At 72.1% G+C, this 17,662-nt stretch carries 16 protein-coding genes; 3 read left to right on the top strand and 13 right to left on the bottom strand.

Going from position 1 to position 17,662, the window contains the following annotated elements:
* Positions 1-673 precede the first annotated feature (673 nt).
* From ACIQU6_RS13610 to ACIQU6_RS13595, 4 genes are all read right to left on the bottom strand, one after another.
* Positions 674-1,993, bottom strand: a complete 1,320-nt coding sequence (locus tag ACIQU6_RS13610) for a hemolysin family protein (protein WP_403481777.1) — start codon at positions 1,991-1,993, stop codon at positions 674-676.
* An 11-nt stretch (positions 1,994-2,004) separates the two neighbouring features.
* Positions 2,005-2,502, bottom strand: a complete 498-nt coding sequence (ybeY, locus tag ACIQU6_RS13605) for an rRNA maturation RNase YbeY (RefSeq protein WP_403481776.1) — start codon at positions 2,500-2,502, stop codon at positions 2,005-2,007.
* Positions 2,503-2,543: 41 nt separating this feature from the next.
* Entirely contained in the window at positions 2,544-3,545 is a 1,002-nt protein-coding gene (locus ACIQU6_RS13600) for a PhoH family protein (protein WP_403481775.1), read from the bottom strand.
* Positions 3,546-3,856: 311 nt separating this feature from the next.
* The gene (locus ACIQU6_RS13595) at positions 3,857-5,050 is read right to left on the bottom strand and encodes a carbohydrate kinase family protein (RefSeq protein WP_403481774.1); all 1,194 of its coding nucleotides are present in this window, start codon (positions 5,048-5,050) and stop codon (positions 3,857-3,859) included.
* Positions 5,051-5,117: 67 nt separating this feature from the next.
* On the opposite strand from ACIQU6_RS13595, the gene ACIQU6_RS13590 reads away from it, so the two are divergent.
* Positions 5,118-6,458 carry a 6-phospho-beta-glucosidase gene (locus ACIQU6_RS13590; RefSeq protein ID WP_403481773.1) on the top strand — a complete coding sequence of 447 codons (1,341 nt, stop codon included), beginning with the start codon at positions 5,118-5,120 and terminating at the stop codon, positions 6,456-6,458.
* Positions 6,459-6,985: 527 nt separating this feature from the next.
* Here ACIQU6_RS13590 and ACIQU6_RS13585 read toward each other — a convergent pair.
* The 3 genes from ACIQU6_RS13585 to ACIQU6_RS13575 form a co-directional block, all read right to left on the bottom strand.
* Positions 6,986-7,615: an MBL fold metallo-hydrolase gene (locus tag ACIQU6_RS13585; RefSeq protein WP_403481772.1), complete on the bottom strand. Its 630-nt coding sequence runs from the start codon at positions 7,613-7,615 to the stop codon at positions 6,986-6,988.
* A complete protein-coding gene (locus ACIQU6_RS13580) occupies positions 7,615-8,700 on the bottom strand; it encodes an S-(hydroxymethyl)mycothiol dehydrogenase (RefSeq protein WP_403481771.1) in 1,086 nt (361 codons plus the stop codon). The genes ACIQU6_RS13585 and ACIQU6_RS13580 overlap by 1 nt, the downstream gene beginning before the upstream one ends.
* A gap of 126 nt (positions 8,701-8,826) precedes the next feature.
* Positions 8,827-10,158 (bottom strand): enolase C-terminal domain-like protein, encoded by a 1,332-nt coding sequence (locus tag ACIQU6_RS13575; protein ID WP_403481770.1) that lies wholly within the window; start codon positions 10,156-10,158, stop codon positions 8,827-8,829.
* A gap of 226 nt (positions 10,159-10,384) precedes the next feature.
* Between ACIQU6_RS13575 and ACIQU6_RS13570 the strand changes: the two genes are divergently transcribed.
* Positions 10,385-11,179, top strand: a complete 795-nt coding sequence (locus ACIQU6_RS13570; protein ID WP_403481769.1) for an HAD family acid phosphatase — start codon at positions 10,385-10,387, stop codon at positions 11,177-11,179.
* 58 nt (positions 11,180-11,237) lie between these two features.
* On the opposite strand, the gene ACIQU6_RS13565 is transcribed toward ACIQU6_RS13570, so the two are convergent.
* The gene (locus ACIQU6_RS13565) at positions 11,238-12,143 is read right to left on the bottom strand and encodes a ribonuclease Z (RefSeq protein WP_403481768.1); all 906 of its coding nucleotides are present in this window, start codon (positions 12,141-12,143) and stop codon (positions 11,238-11,240) included.
* Positions 12,144-12,149: 6 nt separating this feature from the next.
* A complete protein-coding gene (locus ACIQU6_RS13560) occupies positions 12,150-12,509 on the bottom strand; it encodes a histidine triad nucleotide-binding protein (protein WP_403481767.1) in 360 nt (119 codons plus the stop codon).
* Positions 12,510-12,704: 195 nt separating this feature from the next.
* Between ACIQU6_RS13560 and ACIQU6_RS13555 the strand changes: the two genes are divergently transcribed.
* On the top strand, positions 12,705-13,136 hold the full coding sequence (locus ACIQU6_RS13555; protein ID WP_403481766.1) for an OsmC family protein: 432 nt from the start codon (positions 12,705-12,707) through the stop codon (positions 13,134-13,136).
* 311 nt (positions 13,137-13,447) lie between these two features.
* On the opposite strand, the gene ACIQU6_RS13550 is transcribed toward ACIQU6_RS13555, so the two are convergent.
* From ACIQU6_RS13550 to hrcA, 4 genes are all read right to left on the bottom strand, one after another.
* Positions 13,448-14,197 carry a 16S rRNA (uracil(1498)-N(3))-methyltransferase gene (locus tag ACIQU6_RS13550; protein ID WP_403481765.1) on the bottom strand — a complete coding sequence of 250 codons (750 nt, stop codon included), beginning with the start codon at positions 14,195-14,197 and terminating at the stop codon, positions 13,448-13,450.
* Positions 14,194-15,306, bottom strand: a complete 1,113-nt coding sequence (locus ACIQU6_RS13545) for a nitronate monooxygenase (protein WP_403481764.1) — start codon at positions 15,304-15,306, stop codon at positions 14,194-14,196. Before ACIQU6_RS13545 ends, ACIQU6_RS13550 begins: the two co-directional genes overlap by 4 nt.
* Before the next feature lie 87 nt (positions 15,307-15,393).
* Entirely contained in the window at positions 15,394-16,530 is a 1,137-nt protein-coding gene (gene dnaJ / locus ACIQU6_RS13540; protein WP_403481763.1) for a molecular chaperone DnaJ, read from the bottom strand.
* Entirely contained in the window at positions 16,531-17,547 is a 1,017-nt protein-coding gene (hrcA, locus tag ACIQU6_RS13535) for a heat-inducible transcriptional repressor HrcA (protein WP_403481762.1), read from the bottom strand.
* Positions 17,548-17,662: the final 115 nt, after the last annotated feature.

Genomic DNA, 17,662 nt, shown 5'->3' with positions numbered 1-17,662 from the left:
ACGGTCACCACTCAGGCTCATACGTCCTCTTACGGCCACCACTCAACCCAGCGGCCCGAGTTGACCCACCGAGAGAACATGGCACCCACCGTTTCCACCCACCCCCAACAGGAGGGGACGGGCCGGAGGGGTGGGTGTGCAGGACGTAAAGCGAAGCAGTCCTGCATGCCCACCCCGGAGGCCCGTCACCGCACCCCAAAAGCCCCGCGCAGCGGTACCGCCCCGCGCAGCGGCAACAAGCCCGCGCCGCAAGGCGCAAAAAAAACAGCACCCCGCGCGGCGGGAAAGCCAGCGACGTGGGGGACAGCCGGCCGCAGGCCCCGGCGGGAGAGCCGAAAACGTCCGATGGCCAAAGGCACCGCTTGCCCCGCTCCCCTGTACCGGGGCACCCGGCTCTTCGGCCAACGTCGTTTCCGGATCCGCCTCGCCGGCGGCGCCGACCCGCGCATCCGACGGGCGGGGCGCCCTTCCGTCGTCACCGCCCGCCGCCAGGCGACTCGCGCCGACTCGAAGATCCTTCCACGGGCTCAGCGAGGGAATCCAGCGCTCCCGGACATGGCTTTGAGGATATTTCCGGTGCACTGCCGATCAGTTGTGGTGCGGGGCCGCGCGGCCCGGAACTGCGGGCGCCCGCGGCCTTTCGACCGCGGGCGCGAGGTGGGTGGGCGGGCGGTCAGCGACCATCGCCGTCACTCTCCGCAGCCGCCGCGCGGACCGGCTCGCAGAGCACCGTGACGATCTTGTTGCGGCGGCCGGCCGGCGACTCGGCGACCAGTCGCAGCGCCTTCAGGTCCGGGTCCGAGCCGTCGTCGGAGAGGTCGACCTCGACGGTCGCCCCGGCGATCGGGACCCGACCCAACAGCTTCGCCAGCAACCCGCCGACGGTCTCCACGTCTTCGTCGTCCAGCTCCGCCAGCCCGTACAGCTCGCCCAGCGCGCCGATGTCCAGCCGGGCGGTGACGCGGTACCGGCCGGCGCCCAGGTCCTGCACGGGCGGCAGTTCGCGGTCGTACTCGTCGGTGATCTCGCCGACGATCTCCTCCAGGATGTCCTCGATGGTCACGATGCCGGCGGTGCCGCCGTACTCGTCGATCACCACCGCGACGTGGTTGCGGTCCCGCTGCATCTCGCGCAGCAGGTCGCCGGCGTTCTTGGTGTCCGGGACGAACACCGCCGGGCGCATCGCGGTGGACACCAACTCGGTCTCCGCGTCCCGGCTGATGTGCACCTTGCGGGCGAGGTCCTTGAGGTAGACCACGCCGACGATGTCGTCCTCGTTCTCGCCGGTCACCGGGATGCGGGAGAAGCCGGAGCGCAGGGCGAGGGTGAGCGCCTGGCGGATGGTCTTGAAGCGCTCGACGGAGATGAGGTCGGTGCGCGGCACCATCACCTCCCGGACGAGGGTGTCGCCGAGTTGGAAGACCGAGTGCACCATCCGGCGCTCCTCGTCCTCGATCAGCGACTCCTTCTCGGCGAGGTCCACCAGCGACCGCAGTTCGGCCTCGGAGGCGAACGGGCCCTTGCGGAAGCCCTTGCCGGGGGTGAGGGCGTTGCCGAGCAGGATCAGCAGTTGCGGCACCGGGCCCATCACCCGGGCCAGCGGCAGCAGCACGTACGCCGCTGTGGTGGCGGTGTTGAGGGGGTGTTGGCGGCCGATGGTGCGCGGAGAGACGCCGACGGCGACGTAGGACACCAGCAGCATCACCGCGATGGCGACGGTCAGCGCCTCCCAGGTCGTGTCGAACGCGCGCAGGCAGGCGTAGGTGACCAGGGCGCCGGCGGCCACCTCGCAGCCGACCCGCACCAGCAGCGCGAGGTTGAGGTAGCGGGTGGGGTCGGCGGCGACCGCGGCCAGCTTGGCGCTGCCGCGGCGGCCGGAGCGGACCGCCTCCTCGGCGCGGAAACTGGTCGTCCGGGTCAGTCCGGCCTCCGCGCAGGCGGCGAGCCAGGCGACGATGACGAGCAGTACCGCTACGGCGATCAGGGTGGTCATGGCGGGCCCCGTCAGGTGACGGTCGGGGCCGGCGAGGGGCCGGTGATCCCGCGCTCCGCCCGCCAGCCGTCGACGATCGCGGCCTGGAGGCCGAACATCTCGACCTTCTCGTCCGGCTCCTCGTGGTCGTAGCCGAGCAGGTGCAGCACGCCGTGCACGGTCAGCAGTTGCAGCTCCTCGTCCATGCTGTGCGCCGTCGGGGCCGCCGCGCCCTGCTGCACGGCGACCTCCGGGCAGAGCACGATGTCACCGAGGAGCCCCTGCGGGGGCTCCTCCTCGTCCTTGGCCGGCGGCCGCAGTTCGTCCATCGGGAAGGACATGACATCCGTCGGGCCGGGCAGGTCCATCCACTGGAGGTGGAGCTGCTCCATGGCCTCGGCGTCCACGACGATGACCGACAGCTCGGAGAGCGGGTGGATCCGCATCCGGGCCAGGGCGTAGCGGGCGACGTCGAGGATCGCCTGCTCGTCGATGTCCGTGCCGGACTCGTTGTTGACGTCGATCGACATGGGGAAGTGGGTCTCGCTTCTTTTCAATCGCGCAGCGCGGGCTACTTGCCGTTGCGGCTGTCGAACTTCTCGTAGGCGTCGACGATACGGCCGACCAGCTTGTGCCGGACCACGTCCTTGCTGGTGAGCTCGGAGAAATGCACGTCGTCGACGCCGGTCAGGATCTCCCGGACCTGGCGCAGACCGCTCTTCGTGCCGCCCGGCAGGTCGATCTGGGTCACATCGCCGGTGATGACTATCTTCGAGTCGAACCCGAGCCGGGTGAGGAACATCTTCATCTGCTCGGGATTGGTGTTCTGCGCCTCGTCGAGAATGATGAAGGCGTCGTTGAGGGTCCGGCCGCGCATGTACGCCAGCGGCGCCACCTCGATCGTCCCGGCCGCCATCAGGCGCGGGATGGAGTCGGGGTCGAGCATGTCGTGCAGGGCGTCGTAGAGCGGGCGGAGGTAGGGGTCGATCTTCTCGTAGAGCGTGCCGGGCAGGAAGCCCAGCCGCTCGCCGGCCTCGACCGCGGGGCGGGTCAGGATGATCCGGTTGACCTGCTTGGCCTGGAGCGCCTGCACGGCCTTGGCCATGGCCAGGTACGTCTTGCCGGTGCCGGCCGGGCCGATCCCGAAGACGATGGTGTGCTTGTCGATGGCGTCGACATAGCGCTTCTGGTTGAGCGTCTTGGGGCGGATGGTGCGGCCGCGGTTGGAGAGGATGTTCTGGGTGAGCACCTCTGCCGGGGTCTCGCTGGCTCCGTCGCCGTTCTCCGCCGCGCGCAGCATGGCGATGGAGCGTTCCACTGCGTCCTCCGTCATCGGTTGTCCGGTGCGGAGCACCAGCATCATCTCGTCGAAAAGGCGCTGCACGAGGGCGACTTCCCGGGCGTCGCCGACGGCGCTGATCTCGTTGCCGCGGACGTGGATGTCGGTGGCGGGGAAGGCGTCCTCGATCACACGCAGGAGCGCGTCGCCGGATCCGAGGACCGTCACCATCGGGTGCTTGGCCGGGACCGTGAACTGGGCGCTCGCCTGCGCTCGTGTGGGTGTCTGCGTCATGGGTAGGCCGGGTGGCCTGCTCAACCCCCATCCTTTGCTCATCACAGGTGCGGCCCCTCAAGGAAGGTGTCCGCACTGGCTCCTTGCGCTACCAGAGTACGACGGGCCACTGACACGCCGGCCGGCTTTTCGTGCGGGTGGGGATGAGGGGGCGTTTCGGCCACCGGCGCGCGGCCGTCCGGCCCGGCGCCGGCCCCTCAAGTCCCGCCCGCCGGGCGGCGCTTCCGGGCGGCGCCGGGTGCGGGGGACGCCAGGCACACCCGTCACAGTGGGCGAGGGCACGGGCACGTTCCGTACGGGCGCGGCGCCGTTCAGGCCGGCCGGCGGAAGCCGATCGTGGGGACCGCGCGGGCCAGCGGGGGCGGGCCGGCGGGGCGCGCGGCATCGGTCCCGCCGGGGGCGTCGACGGCCGCGCCGGGGGCCGGCAGCGCCGCGTCCAGGAACCCGTACTGGCGGCGCAGCCCGGCGCCGACCGCGGTGTCGCAGGCCCGGACCCGCCGCCACCAGGTGGCGATCTCGGCCCATCCGGGGGCGGAGAGCGAGCCGCCGAACTCCTGCACCGACAGGGCGGCGCTCAGCCCGGCGAAGGCCAGCCGGTCGGCCAGCGGCCACTCGGCGAGGGTGCCGGTGACGAAGCCGGCGACGAAGACGTCCCCGGCGCCGGTCGGGTCCAGCGTCTCCACGACGATGGCGGGCACCTCGGCGGTCTCGCCACTGCGGGCGTCCACCGCGTAGGCGCCCTCGGAGCCGAGGGTGACCACGGCGAGCGGGACCCGCTCGGCCAGCTTGCGGGCGGCGGCGCGCGGGCAGTCGGTGCGGGTGTAGCGCATCGCCTCCTCGGCGTTGGGCAGGAACGCCTCGCAGTGCTCCAGGTCGGCGAGGTCGGCCGGGTCCCAGCGGCCGGAGTCGTCCCAGCCCACGTCGGCGAAGAGCCGGCTGCCGCGGCCGGCCGCGCAGCCCAGCCAGCCCTCCCGGCGGCCGGGCACGAGCGAGGCGACGCAGGCCCGGGACGGCGGCGGGCAGCCGGGCGCGTGCCGGCCGTCGAAGACGAAGTCCGGCGGCGGGGCCTGGTGGCCGTGCGAGACCATGGTGCGCTCGCCCTCGTAGGCCATCGAGACGGTGACCGGGGAGTGCCAGCCGGGGACCCGGCGGGAGAGCGACAGGTCGATGCCCTCGCCCTGTTCCAGCGCCTCCCAGCAGTACTCGCCGTACATGTCGTCGCCGAACGCGGCGGCCAGGGAGGTGCGCAGCCCCAGCCGGGCCAGCGCGGTGGCCATGTTGGCGACGCCCCCGGGGCTGGATCCCATGCCGCGGGCCCAGGATTCGGTGCCGCGGACCGGGGCGGTGTCCAGGCCGGTGAAGATGATGTCGAGGAAGACGGTGCCGGTGAGGTAGACGTCGGTGGGCGGATCGCCCTCGCGGCGCACCCCGGCCAGCGGATCGAGCCCGGGCGGCACGGCGGCCGGCCCCGCGGGCGGTTGCACATCGCGTCGGCCACTGTTCACCGCGCTCGCCCCTCTCCTACGCAACTCGTGCCGCCAGTGTGCCTGATGCTGCGGTACGTTCCGCCCCATGAGGCTCTCCATTCTCGGCGGTGGCGGCTTCCGGGTCCCGCTCGTGTACCGCGCACTGCTCGACGATCCGACACGCTCCGTCTCCGAGTTGACGCTGTACGACACCGATCCGCGACGGGTCGCGGTGATCTCCGACGTGCTGGCCCGGCTGTCGCGGGGCCGTACCGAAGCGGTACCCGTACGAGTGGCGGAATCACTCGACGCGGCGCTGACGGGCGCCGACTTCGTCTTCTCCGCCATCCGGGTCGGCGGCACCGCGGGCCGCATCCGGGACGAGCGAATCCCGCTGTCCGAGGGCGTCTTGGGCCAGGAGACGGTCGGCGCGGGCGGCGTCCTCTACGGGCTGCGGACGATCCCGGTGGCGCTGCACATCGCCGAACGGGTCGCGACGCTCGCCCCGGGGGCGTGGGTCATCAACTTCACCAATCCCGCGGGGATGGTGACCGAGGCGATGGCCCAGGTACTGGGTGACCGGGTCATCGGGATCTGCGATTCCCCCGTGGGGCTGGTGCGCCGGGCGGCCCGCGCGGTCGGCGCGGACCCGGCGGCCCTGGAGGACCCGGCCCGCTCCGGTTACGACTACGTCGGCCTCAACCACCTCGGCTGGCTACGCTCGTTGACCCTGGACGGCGCCGATGTGCTGCCCGGCCTGCTCACCGACGAGGCGGCCCTGGGCTCCTTCGAGGAGGGTCGGCTCTTCGGCCCCGACTGGCTCCGCGTCCTCGGCGCCCTGCCCAACGAGTACCTGCACTACTACTACTTCCGCCGGGAGACCCTGCACTCCGTACGGGACACCGCGCAGACCCGCGGGGAGTTCCTGGACCGGCAGCAGGGCGGCTTCTTCGAACGGGCCGCGACGGCCGGCTCCCCGGACGCGGTGTACGAGCTGTGGGAGCGGACCCGGTTGGAGCGCGAGGAGACGTACATGGCGCACAGCCGGGAGGCCACCGGCGGCTGGCAGCGGGACAGCGCGGACCTGGAGGGCGGTGGCTACGACCGGGTCGCGCTGGCCCTGATGCACGCCATCGCGGGCGACTCCGGTCGGCGGCTGATCCTCAACGTCCGCAACGGGACGACGGTGCCGCAACTGCCGTCGGACGCGATCGTGGAGACGGTCTGCGAGGTGACCGCCAAGGGGGCCCGGCCGCTGCCCTGCGCGCCGCTGCGCGAGGACCAGTTGGGGCTGATGCTCCAACTCAAGGCGGTCGAGCGCGCCACGGTCGACGCCGCCCTCTTCAAGGACCGCGACGCCGCCCTACGGGCCCTGGCCCTCCACCCGTTGGTCGACTCCGCAACGGTGGCCGCCCGCATCCTCCAACAAACAGCCACCGGCACCTGAAGCACACCGCGCCCCTGATCCGCCCCGTTTCCCCTACCCCTGTCTGATCCGCCCTGCCTCCCTCTGACCCTGTCTGACCCACCCTGTTTTCCGCTGGTCCTGACCAATCCGCCCCGATTTCCCCTGAACCGCTCTGATCCCACCTGCTTCCTCCGATCCCCCCGTCCCCCCCGTCCCCTCCCGTCCCCTCTGGGCCTCTCTGGGCCTCTCTTGGGCCTCCTCTGCCCCCTGCCGATGCCCTTTGGGGTCCCTCTGATCCCCTCGGGCCCTCCGTGATCTCCTCCGGCCCTCTCCTCTGGAGACCTCTGAAATACCCTGCGCTTCCCGTACGTTGAGGCTCCGCAGGGGGACCGCGCGCCCCTTACGGGATGCGTTCGTCCAGCCCCGAGGGGGAGTCCCCCAAAGGACCCCCATAGGGCTCGTCCGCGGAATACCTTGCGCCTTCGGTGCGTTGAGGCCCCGCAGGGGGCCATGCGTCCCCTACGGGATGTGTTCGCACGCCCCCTCGGGGAAGCGTTCCCCCGCCCCTAGTGCCCCCGCGCCACCCACTCCTCCAGGTGCGGGGCCTCCGTGCCGATGGTCGTCGAGTCGCCGTGGCCGGTGTGGACGGTGGTGTCCGGGGGGAGGGTCAGCAGCCGGTCGCGGATCGAGTCGATGATCGTCGGGAAGTCGGAGAAGGAGCGGCCGGTGGCGCCGGGGCCGCCCTGGAAGAGGGTGTCCCCGGTGAACACGGCCTTCAGGTCCGGGGCGTGGAGGCAGACCGCGCCGGGCGCGTGGCCGGGGGTGTGCAGCACGGTCAGGTCGGTGCCGGCGATGGTCAGCACCTGACCGTCCGACAGGTTCCCGTCGGGGGCGGTGTCCGGGTGGGTCTGCTTCCACAGCGGCAGGTCGTCGGGGTGCAGCAGGATCCGCGCGCCCGTGCGGGCGGCGAGCGCCGGGGCCGCGTCGATGTGGTCGTTGTGCGCGTGGGTGCAGATGATCGCGCGCAGGGTGCGTCCGTCGAGGGCCCGGAGGATGGCGTCGGCGTCGTGGGCGGCGTCGATGACGACGGCCTCGGAGCCGTCGCCGACGATCCACACGTTGTTGTCGACGTCCCAGGTGCCGCCGTCGAGGGAGAACGTCCCGGAGGTGACGAGGTGGTCGATGCGGGCGGTCATCACAGCATCACCACCGAACGCAGCACGTCGCCGGCGTGCATCCGGTCGAAGGCCCGCTCCACCTCGTCGATGGCGATGGTCTCGGTGACGAACGCGCCGAGGTCGATCCGGCCCTGCTGGTGGAGGTCGATCAGCATCGGGAAGTCCCGGGACGGCAGGCAGTCGCCGTACCAGGAGGACTTCAGGGCGCCGCCGCGGCCGAAGACGTCCAGGAGGGGGAGTTCCAGGGTCATCTCGGGGGTGGGGACGCCCACCAGGACGACGGTCCCGGCCAGGTCGCGGGCGTAGAACGCCTGCCGGTAGGTTTCCGGGCGGCCGACCGCGTCGATGACGACGTCGGCGCCGAAGCCGCCGGTGAGCTCCCGGACGGCCTCGACGGGGTCGGCGGTACGGGAGTTGACGGTGTGGGTGGCGCCCATGGAGCGGGCGGTCTCCAGCTTGCGGTCGTCGATGTCGATGGCGATGATCTTCGCCGCGCCGGCCAGCCGGGCCCCGACCACCGCCGCGTCGCCGACCCCGCCGCAGCCGATGACCGCGACCGAGTCGCCGCGGCCGACGTTCCCGGTGTTGATCGCGGCGCCGATCCCGGCCATCACGCCGCAGCCCAGCAGCCCCGCGACGGCCGGCGCGACCCCCGGGTCGACCTTGGTGCACTGGCCGGCGGCGACCAGCGTCTTGTCGGCGAACGCCCCGATGCCCAGCGCCGGGGACAGCTCGGTGCCGTCCTTGAGCGTCATCTTCTGGCGGGCGTTGTGGGTGTTGAAGCAGTACTGGGGCCGGCCGCGCAGGCACGCCCGGCAGGAGCCGCACACCGCGCGCCAGTTGAGGATGACGAAGTCCCCGGGGGCGACGTCGGTGACGCCCTCGCCCACCGACTCCACGATGCCCGACGCCTCGTGGCCGAGCAGGAACGGGAAGTCGTCGTTGATGCCGCCCTGCTTGTAGTGCAGGTCGGTGTGGCACACCCCGCACGCCTGGATCTGCACCACGGCTTCTCCGGGCCCCGGGTCGGGTACCAGGATCGTCTCCAGCCGGACCGCCTCGTTCTTGCCCGGCGCCACGACGCCGCGCACTTCCTGTGCCATCGGTACCGCCCCTCTTCAAAGATCACGTACGGGACCACTGTGACGCACCGCCGCCGGGTTGTGCCACACCGCGTGCGGCCGCGGCGCGTGCACCGCGGCCCAGGGGGCGGTCGCCGCCCGCCCGCCTCACCAACGGGGCACGGCCGGGGCGGTCCAGTCGGGGTGGGCGCGGCGCATCGCGGCGGCGTCGTCGCGGTCCCGGTAGGTGCCGTCGTCGGCCAGCCAGCGCTGGTGCAGGGCGGCGAGCCGGTCAGGGTCGAGGGTGACGCCGAGGCCGGGGGCGTCGCCGATGTCCAGGTGGCCGTCGCGGAAGACGGGGCGTTCGGCGAGGACGTCCTCGGTCTGCCAGGGGTAGTGGGTGTCGCAGGCGTGGTCCAGGTTGGGCACGGTGGCCGCCACGTGGGTCATGGCGGCGAGGCTGATGCCCAGGTGGGTGTTGGAGTGCATGGCCAGCCCGAGGCCGAACGTGCGGCAGAGGGCGGCGAGTTCGCGGGTGGCGTGCAGGCCGCCCCAGTAGTGGTGGTCGGAGAGCACGATCCGTACGGCGCCGCGGGCTACCGCCTCGGGCATCTCCTCGAAGGTGGTGACGCACATGTTGGTGGCGAGCGGGATGGGCGTGCGGGCGGCGACCTCGGCCATCGCGGCGGTGCCGCTCACCGGGTCCTCCAGGTATTCCAGGACGTCCGCGAGGGCGTCGGCCACCTGGAGCGCGGTGGGCACCGTCCAGGCGCCGTTGGGGTCCAGCCGCAGCGGCCGCCCGGGGAACTCCTCGGCCAGCGCCCGGATCGCGGCGGTCTCCTCCTCCGGCGCGAAGACGCCGCCCTTGAGCTTGAAGGACGTGAAGCCGTACCGGTCGGCGAAGCGGCGGGCCTGGGCGACGACGCCGGCCGGGTCGAGGGCGGCGCCCCAGTCGTCCTCCTCGCCGGGGCCTTCGGGATGGCGTTGCCAGCGGTAGAAGAGGTAGGCGCTGTAGGGGACGCGGTCGCGCACCGCGCCGCCGAGCAGGGCGTGGACGGGCAGGCCGGCGGCGTGACCCCAGGCGTCCAGGAGGGCGACCTCGAAGCCGGAGCGGACCGAGCGGCGCAGTTTGCCGGCGGTGCGGACGCCGCGCAGCCCGGCGGCGTCCACGCCCTGCGCGCCCCCGTTCCCGCCGTGCGTGCCGGCTGCCATGAGGGAGTCCGCGCCGGTCCGTTCGGCGAGCGCCGCCAGGCCGTTCAGGTCCGTGACCGGTCGACCGACGAGGGCGTTGGCCAACGGGCGGGCCAGGGCGAGGTATTCGGTGTCCCCGTAGGTCTCCCCCAGGCCGGTGGCGCCGCCTTCGGTGACCACCTCGATGATCAGGCGCGGGGTGTACGGCTGGTGCACGCCTTGGGTGTTGAGCAGCGGGGGGTCGGCGATCAGGACCGGGGTGAGGCGGACCTCGGCGACGAGCAGGTCCGCGGGGCAGGGGGCGACCATCGGCGTTCGTCTCCATATGTAGACAACATCCATGGATCGGGATGGAGGCTAAGGAGCGGCCGCGTCCACCGTCAAGAGGCTTGCCGGACAACCCAGTTGGGTACCAGCTTGGACGCTGGACCCCCCACCTCCGATTTATCCGTTAATCTGCGCGCGTAGATGGCCGCGTACCGCCTGCCTCTGCCCCCCTCGCCGGGACCACCCCCGCTTCCTGAAGGAGCCGCGCATGCCCCGCCCCGTCCTCTCCCGCCGCGTCCGCCTGGGCGGCGCGGTGGCCGCCGCCCTCGTCGCCGGGACCGCGGTGTTCGGCGCCGGCCAGGCCACCGCCGAACACTCGGTGCCGCGCACCGACAAGGAGATCCCCAACCTCACGCAGGTCGAGGACAAGATCAAGGCGTACTACGGCGACACGGTGACGGCCGACGGCGAGCACTACGCCTCCCCCACCAGCAACTACGCCCGCCAGATCCGCGGCATCGAGGCCAAGGCGCGCACCTACCTGGCGCACGCGCTGGCCAAGAAGGACACCGGGAAGGCCAAGCCGGCGATCGTCCTGGACATGGACGACACCACGCTGCTGACCTACAACTACGAGCTGAAGGTCGGCTTCAACTTCACGCCCAAGTCCCAGGACGAGTACCTCGAACACACCGACATGGCCGCGGTGTTCGGCATGAACGACCTGGTCACCTGGGCGCACAAGAAGGGCGCCGAGGTCTTCTTCGTCACCGGCCGCAAGGAGGCCCAGCGCGACTGGAGCGTGCGCAACCTCAAGAACGTCGGCTACGACGTCCCGCTGGACCGCGCCCACGTCTACCTGCGGGACAAGGAGCACCCGCCGCCCTACCTGCCGTGCGGCACGACCTGCTCGACCATCGGCTTCAAGTCGGGCACCCGCAAGCACATCGAGTCCCTCGGCTACCGCATCGTCGCCAACTTCGGCGACCAGTACAGCGACCTGCAGGGCGGCGCCGCGCGGCGCACCTTCAAGCTGCCGAACCCGATGTACTACCTGCCGTGAGGTGGGCGGCCCCGGCGCCCGCCCAGGGGCGCCGGGGTCCCGCTCTACGGGCCGCGGGTCAGCGCCTCTTGGGCAGTGGGACCCGCAACAGGTCCCTGGCGACGGTGAGTTCGCCGGCGAAGCCCGCCGCCCGCGCCTGCCGCTCGAAGTCCGCGGGGTCGGCGTAGCGCTGCGAGAAGTGCGTCAGCACCAGGTGCCGCACCCCGGCGTCGACGGCCACCTTCGCCGCCTGCCCGGCCGTCAAGTGTCCGTGGTCCTTGGCCAGTTGGACGTCCTCGTCGAGGAACGTGGACTCGATCACCAGCATGTCCACGCCGTCCGCGAGGGCGTGCACGCCGTCGCACAGGCGGGTGTCCATGACGAAGGCGAAGCTCTGGCCGGGCCGCACCTCGCTGACCTCGTCGAGGGTCACGCCGCCCAGTTCGCCGTCCCGTTGGAGCCGCCCGACGTCCGGTCCGGCGATGCCGTGGGCGGCCAGCCGCTCCGGCAGCATCCGCCGGCCGTCCGGCTCGGTGAGCCGGTAGCCGTACGACTCGACCGGGTGCGAGAGCTTGCGCGCGGTCAGGACGTAGCCCTTGTCGCGGCCCAGTTCACCGTCGGCGGAGACCGGCCGCTGGGCGATCTTGACGGTCTCGCGGTAGGCGGTGGCGTACCGCAGCCGCTCGAAGAACCGCTCGCCGCTGGCCGGGTAGTGGGCCGTCACCGGATGTGGCACCCGGTCGAGGTTGATCCGCTGGATCACCCCGGCCAGGCCCAGCGAGTGGTCGCCGTGGAAGTGGGTGATGCAGATCCGGTTGAGGTCGTGGGCGGCGACGCCGGCCCGCAACATCTGACGCTGGGTGCCCTCGCCCGGGTCGAAGAGCAGCCCCTGGCCGTCCCACCGCAGCAGATAGCCGTTGTGGTTGCGGTGCCGGGTGGGGACCTGGCTGGCGGTCCCGAGGACGACCAGTTCGCGTACCGACATGGCTCGTTATCCGGGAGGCCACTGGAGGCCGCGGCCCCCGAGGACGTGCAGGTGCGCGTGGAAGACGGTCTGGCCGGCGCCGGCGCCGGTGTTGAAGACGACCCGGTAGCCGGTCTCCTCGATCTGGTCCGCGGCAGCGACCTCGCGGGACTCGCGCAGTATGTCGGCGATCACCTCGGGCTCGGCGCCGGCGAGCGACGCCGCGTCCGGGTAGTGCACCTTCGGGATCACCAGGACGTGCGTGGGCGCCTGGGGGTTGATGTCGCGGAAGGCGACGGTGGTCTCCGTCTCACGGACGATCGTCGCCGGTACCTCTCCCGCCACGATCTTGCAGAACAGGCAGTCGGCCTGCGGTTTTCCCGCCACCGGTGGGCTCCTCCCGGGTCGCGCGGCTTGCGCCGTACGCACCGTGCGTACGCCCTCCGGATGCTAGCCGATCACCCCCGGCGGCCCCGCGGGCCGGTCCAGGCGGCCCCGGAGTCGATCCCGCGGATCGTGACCGGTCTGACCCTAAGCTGACCTCTCAGACCGCATTGGCCCCACAAACGGGAGTTATGCACCATGGCAACCACGCGCACCGCCAAGACCCACTGGGAAGGCAACCTCCTCCAGGGCAAGGGCACCGTCGCCCTGGAGTCCTCCAAGGTCGGCACCTACGACGTGAACTGGCCCGCCCGCGCGGAGCAGCCGAACGGCGTCACCAGCCCCGAGGAGCTGATCGCGGCGGCCCACTCCTCCTGCTACTCGATGGCCCTCTCGCACGGCCTGGCCGGCAAGGGCCACACCGTCGAAAGCCTCGACACCCAGGCCGACGTCACCTTCCAGCCCGGCGAGGGCATCACCGCGATCGCCCTCACCGTCAAGGCCCGCGTCCCCGGCCTCTCCGCCCCCGACTTCCAGTCCGCGGCCCAGGACGCCAAGCAGAACTGCCCCGTCAGTCAGGCCCTGGCCGGCGTCAAGAACATCACCCTGACCGCCGAGCTCCTCCCCTGACCAACCCGGGCCCCCAGCCTGGCCATTGGCCTCCGGAGCACCACAACGCCCAACCCCCACCGCCCTTTTCCCCACCCACAACGGGAGGGGACGGGTCGGAGGGGGTGGTGTGTCGGACGTAAAGCGAAGCAGTCCGACACACCACCCCGGAGGCCCGTCACCGCACCCCGACAGCCCCGCGCAGCGGCCCCGCCCCGCGCAGCGGCCCGCGCCGCAGGCGTAAACAGCGAGCCCCACGACGGGGCAGCCGACAACGTGGGGACCAGCCGGCCGCAGGCCCACGGCGGGGCAGCCGACAAGGTGGGCCGAACCTAGCCCCAGCGCCCCGTGCGCCCCAACAACAACGCCACCGCCGCCGTCCCGGCCGTAGACGTCCGCAGCACGCTCGCCCCCAGCCGATACGGCTTGGCCCCCGCCTCGGCGAAGAGCGCCAACTCCTCCGGCGAGACGCCCCCTTCCGGGCCGACGACCAGCACGATCGAGCCCTGGGTGGGGAGTTCGGCGGAGGCGAGCGGGCTGCTGCCCTCCTCGTGGAGGACGGCGGCGAAGTCGGCGTCGGCGAGCAGCTCGGCGACCTTCTTGGTCGACAGCGGGTCGGTGACCTGCGGGAAGGTCAGCCGGCGGGACTGCTTGCCGGCCTCCCGCGCGGTGGCCCGCCACTTGGCGAGCGACTTGGCGGCCCGTTCGCCCTTCCACTGGGTGACGCAACGGGACGCGGGCCACGGCACGATGGCGTCCACCCCGGCCTCCGTCATGGTCTCCACGGCCAGCTCCCCGCGGTCGCCCTTGGGCAGCGCCTGCACGACGGTGAGGGTGGGCGCCGGCGGTTCCTCGGTGCGCAGCGCGGTGACGGCGACGGTGAGCCGGTCCTTGCCCTCGACGGCGGCGACGGTGCCCTCGGCGCCGGTGCCGGCGCCGTCCGTCAGGACGATCTCCTCGCCGACCCGGAGCCGCCGCACCGACACCGCGTGCCGGCCCTCGGGGCCGTCCAGGGTGAGCGTGCCGCCGGCCCGTACACCGGCGAGCGCATCGACGTCGACGAGGAAGACGGGGGCGGTCATGCCGCACCTCCGCTCGTGCCGCAACCGGCGTCGGACGGGCGGCCGTTGGCCAACGCGGCGCGGGCGGCGTCGAGTTCGGCCATTAGGACCTCCACCAACCGCCCGGCGGGTAGCTCCCGCGCCAGCCGATGGCCCTGCCCTGCCCAGAGGTTCATCCCCTGGGCGTCGCCCGCCTTGGCGGCGGCCTTGCGGACCGGGGAGGTGAGGTAGTGCACGGCCGGGTAGGCGGCCGGGGCGTACGGGCCGTGCTCGCGAAGGAAGCGGTTCACCAGTGCGCGGGCCGGCCGCCCGGAGAACGCCCTGGTCAACTCGGTATGCGTGAACAGGGGGTTGATCAGTGCCTGCTTGTGCAGCGGGTGGGCGCCGGACTCGGGGGTGATCAGGAAGGCGGTGCCCAACTGCGCCATCGTGGCACCGGCGGCCAGCACCGCGGCGATCTGGGCGCCGCGCATCAGCCCGCCGGCGGCGATCAGCGGGATCTGCACCGTCTCCCGCACCTGCGCCAGCAGCGCCACCAACCCCAGCCCGGCGCCGGTGCCGTCGGCGTGCGGGTCGTCCCGGTGGGTGCCCTGGTGGCCGCCCGCCTCCACGCCCTGCACGCACACCGCGTCGGCCCCCGACCACTGCGCGGCCTGTGCCTCGGCGGCCGTGGTGACCGTGACGATGGTGTACGTACCGACCTTGGCGAACGCGTCGAGCACCGCCCGCGAGGGGCAGCCGAAGGTGAAGGAGACCACCGGCACCGGGTCGTCGCGGAGGATCGCCAGCTTGGCCTCGTAGCCGTCGTCGGCGGGGGCGTCCGCGTCGCCGAGCTCGGTCTCGTACCAGGTGGCCTCGCCGGCGAGTTGCTCGCGGTAGACCTCGACGGCGGAGGCGTCGGCCAACGGGGGTTGCGGCATGAAGAGGTTGACGCCGAAGGGCCGGCCGGTCAGCCCGCGCAGCTGCTTGATCTCCTGGTACATGCCGTCGGCGGTCTTGTAGCCGGCCGCCAGGAAGCCGAGGCCGCCGGCCTCGCAGACGGCGGCGGCCAACTCGGGTCCGGAGCCACCACCCGCCATCGGGGCCTGCACGATGGGGTGGCGGCAGAGATCGGTGAGCGCGGTGGGCATGCCCACATCGTGTCACGCCCGTCGCCCCGCCCAGAACCGGGGCGACGGCCGCGGGAAACCCCCTGACCGCCGCCCCGACCGGTGCGACTACCGCCCGTTGAACGCGTCCTTCAGGCGCGAGAACAGCCCCTGCTGCCCCGGCTGGAACTGCCCCAGCGGGCGCTCCTCGCCGCGCAGCTTGGCCAGCCGGCGCAGCAGTTCCTCCTGCTCGGGCTCCAGCTTGCTCGGGGTCTGCACCTCGACGTGGACGATCAGATCGCCGCGGCCGTTGCCGCGCAGGTGCGTCACGCCGCGGCCGTGCAGCGGGATCGACTGGCCGGACTGGGTGCCGGGCCGGACGTCGACCTCCTCCATGCCGTCGAGCGTCTCCAGGGGGCACTTGGTGCCCAGCGCCGCCGCGGTCATCGGGATGGTGACCGTGCAGTGCAGATCGTCGCCGCGGCGCTGGAACACCGGGTGGGGCAGCTCGTGGATCTCGACGTAGAGGTCGCCGGCGGGGCCGCCGCCGGGGCCGACCTCGCCCTCGCCGGCCAACTGGATCCGGGTGCCGTTGTCGACACCGGCCGGGATCTTGACCGTGAGGGTGCGGCGGGAGCGGATCCGGCCGTCGCCCGCGCACTCCGGGCACGGGGTCGGGACGACCGTGCCGAAGCCCTGGCACTGGGGGCAGGGGCGGGACGTCATGACCTGGCCCAGGAAGGACCGGGTGACCTGCGAGACCTCGCCGCGGCCGCGGCACATGTCACAGGTCTGCGCCGAGGTGCCCGGCGCCGCGCCCTCGCCGCTGCACGTGGTGCAGACGACGGCGGTGTCGACCTGGATGTCCTTGGTGGTGCCGAACGCGGCCTCGCTCAGCTCGATGTCGAGGCGGATCATCGCGTCCTGGCCGCGGCGGGTCCGCGAGCGCGGGCCGCGCTGCGAGGCCGTGCCGAAGAACGCGTCCATGATGTCGGAGAAGTTCCCGAAGCCCGCGCCGAAGCCGCCCGCGCCACCGGCGCCGCCGGCCTGCGAGAGGGGGTCGCCGCCGAGGTCGTAGACCTGCTTCTTCTGCGGGTCCGACAGGACCTCGTAGGCGGCGTTGATCTCCTTGAACCGCTCCTGGGTCTTGGGATCCGGGTTCACATCCGGGTGGAGCTCGCGCGCCAGCCGCCGGAAAGCCTTCTTGATCTGGTCCTGCGAGGCGTCACGGCTGACGCCGAGGACCGAGTAGTAATCCGTGGCCACTTACGACTCCGCGAGGATCTGTCCGACGTAACGTGCCACTGCGCGTACCGCTCCCATCGTTCCGGGGTAGTCCATGCGGGTCGGTCCGACCACGCCCAATTTCGCGACGGCCTCGTCGCCCGAACCGTATCCGACGGTGACGACCGAGGTGGACGTCAGGCCCTCGTGAGCATTCTCATGCCCGATGCGTACGGTCACGCCCGAGTCGTTGGCCTCCCCGAGCAGCTTGAGCAGCACCACGTGCTCCTCAAGGGCTTCCAGCACCGGCCGGATGGTCAGGGGGAAATCATGCCCGAAGCGCGTCAGATTGGCGGTGCCGCCGATCATCAACCGCTCTTCGGTCTCCTCCACCAGAGTCTCCAGCAACACCGACAGTACTGTCGATACCGTGGCCCGGTCCTCCTGTTCGAAGGATTCCGGGAGATCCTGCACGAGCTGCGGGACGTCGGTGAAACGGCGGCCGACGATCCGGCTGTTGAGCCGGGCGCGCAGGTCCGCCAGGGACGTCTCGCCGAACGGCGTCTGGCAGTCGATGAGCCGCTGCTCGACGCGGCCGGTGTCGGTGATCAGCACCAGCATCAGCCGGGCCGGGGCCAGCGCCAGCAGCTCGACGTGCCGGACGGTGGACCGCGTCAGGGACGGGTACTGCACCACCGCGACCTGTCGGGTGAGCTGCGCCAGCAGCCGCACCGTGCGGCCCACCACGTCGTCGAGGTCGACGGCGCCGTCCAGGAAGTTCTGGATCGCCCGTCGCTCGGGGACGGACAGCGGCTTGACGCCGGCCATCTTGTCGACGAAGAGGCGGTAGCCCTTGTCGGTCGGGATCCGGCCGGCGCTGGTGTGCGGCTGGGCGATGAAGCCCTCGTCCTCCAGGGCCGCCATGTCGTTGCGGACGGTGGCCGGGGAGACGCCCAGCTTGTGGCGCTCGGTGAGGGCCTTGGAGCCGACCGGCTCCTCCGTCCCGACATAGTCCTGGACGATGGCGCGCAGCACTTCAAGCCTGCGTTCACTGAGCATGTCCGCCACCTCCAGTCGGCCGTCCCGCCGGTCGTCTCTCCACTGGCACTCACCTGGCCCGAGTGCCAGACCCGCAGCCAGTGTACGGCCGGGCGGAGCGGATACAGCAAGGGCG

Origin of the sequence: Streptomyces sp. NPDC090442, from assembly GCF_044769405.1 — a bacterium.
In the GTDB taxonomy this organism is placed as follows: Bacteria; Actinomycetota; Actinomycetes; order Streptomycetales; family Streptomycetaceae; genus Streptomyces.
Note: the sequence above shows the minus strand (reverse complement) of the source record. Positions and strands in the feature narration are given on the sequence as shown.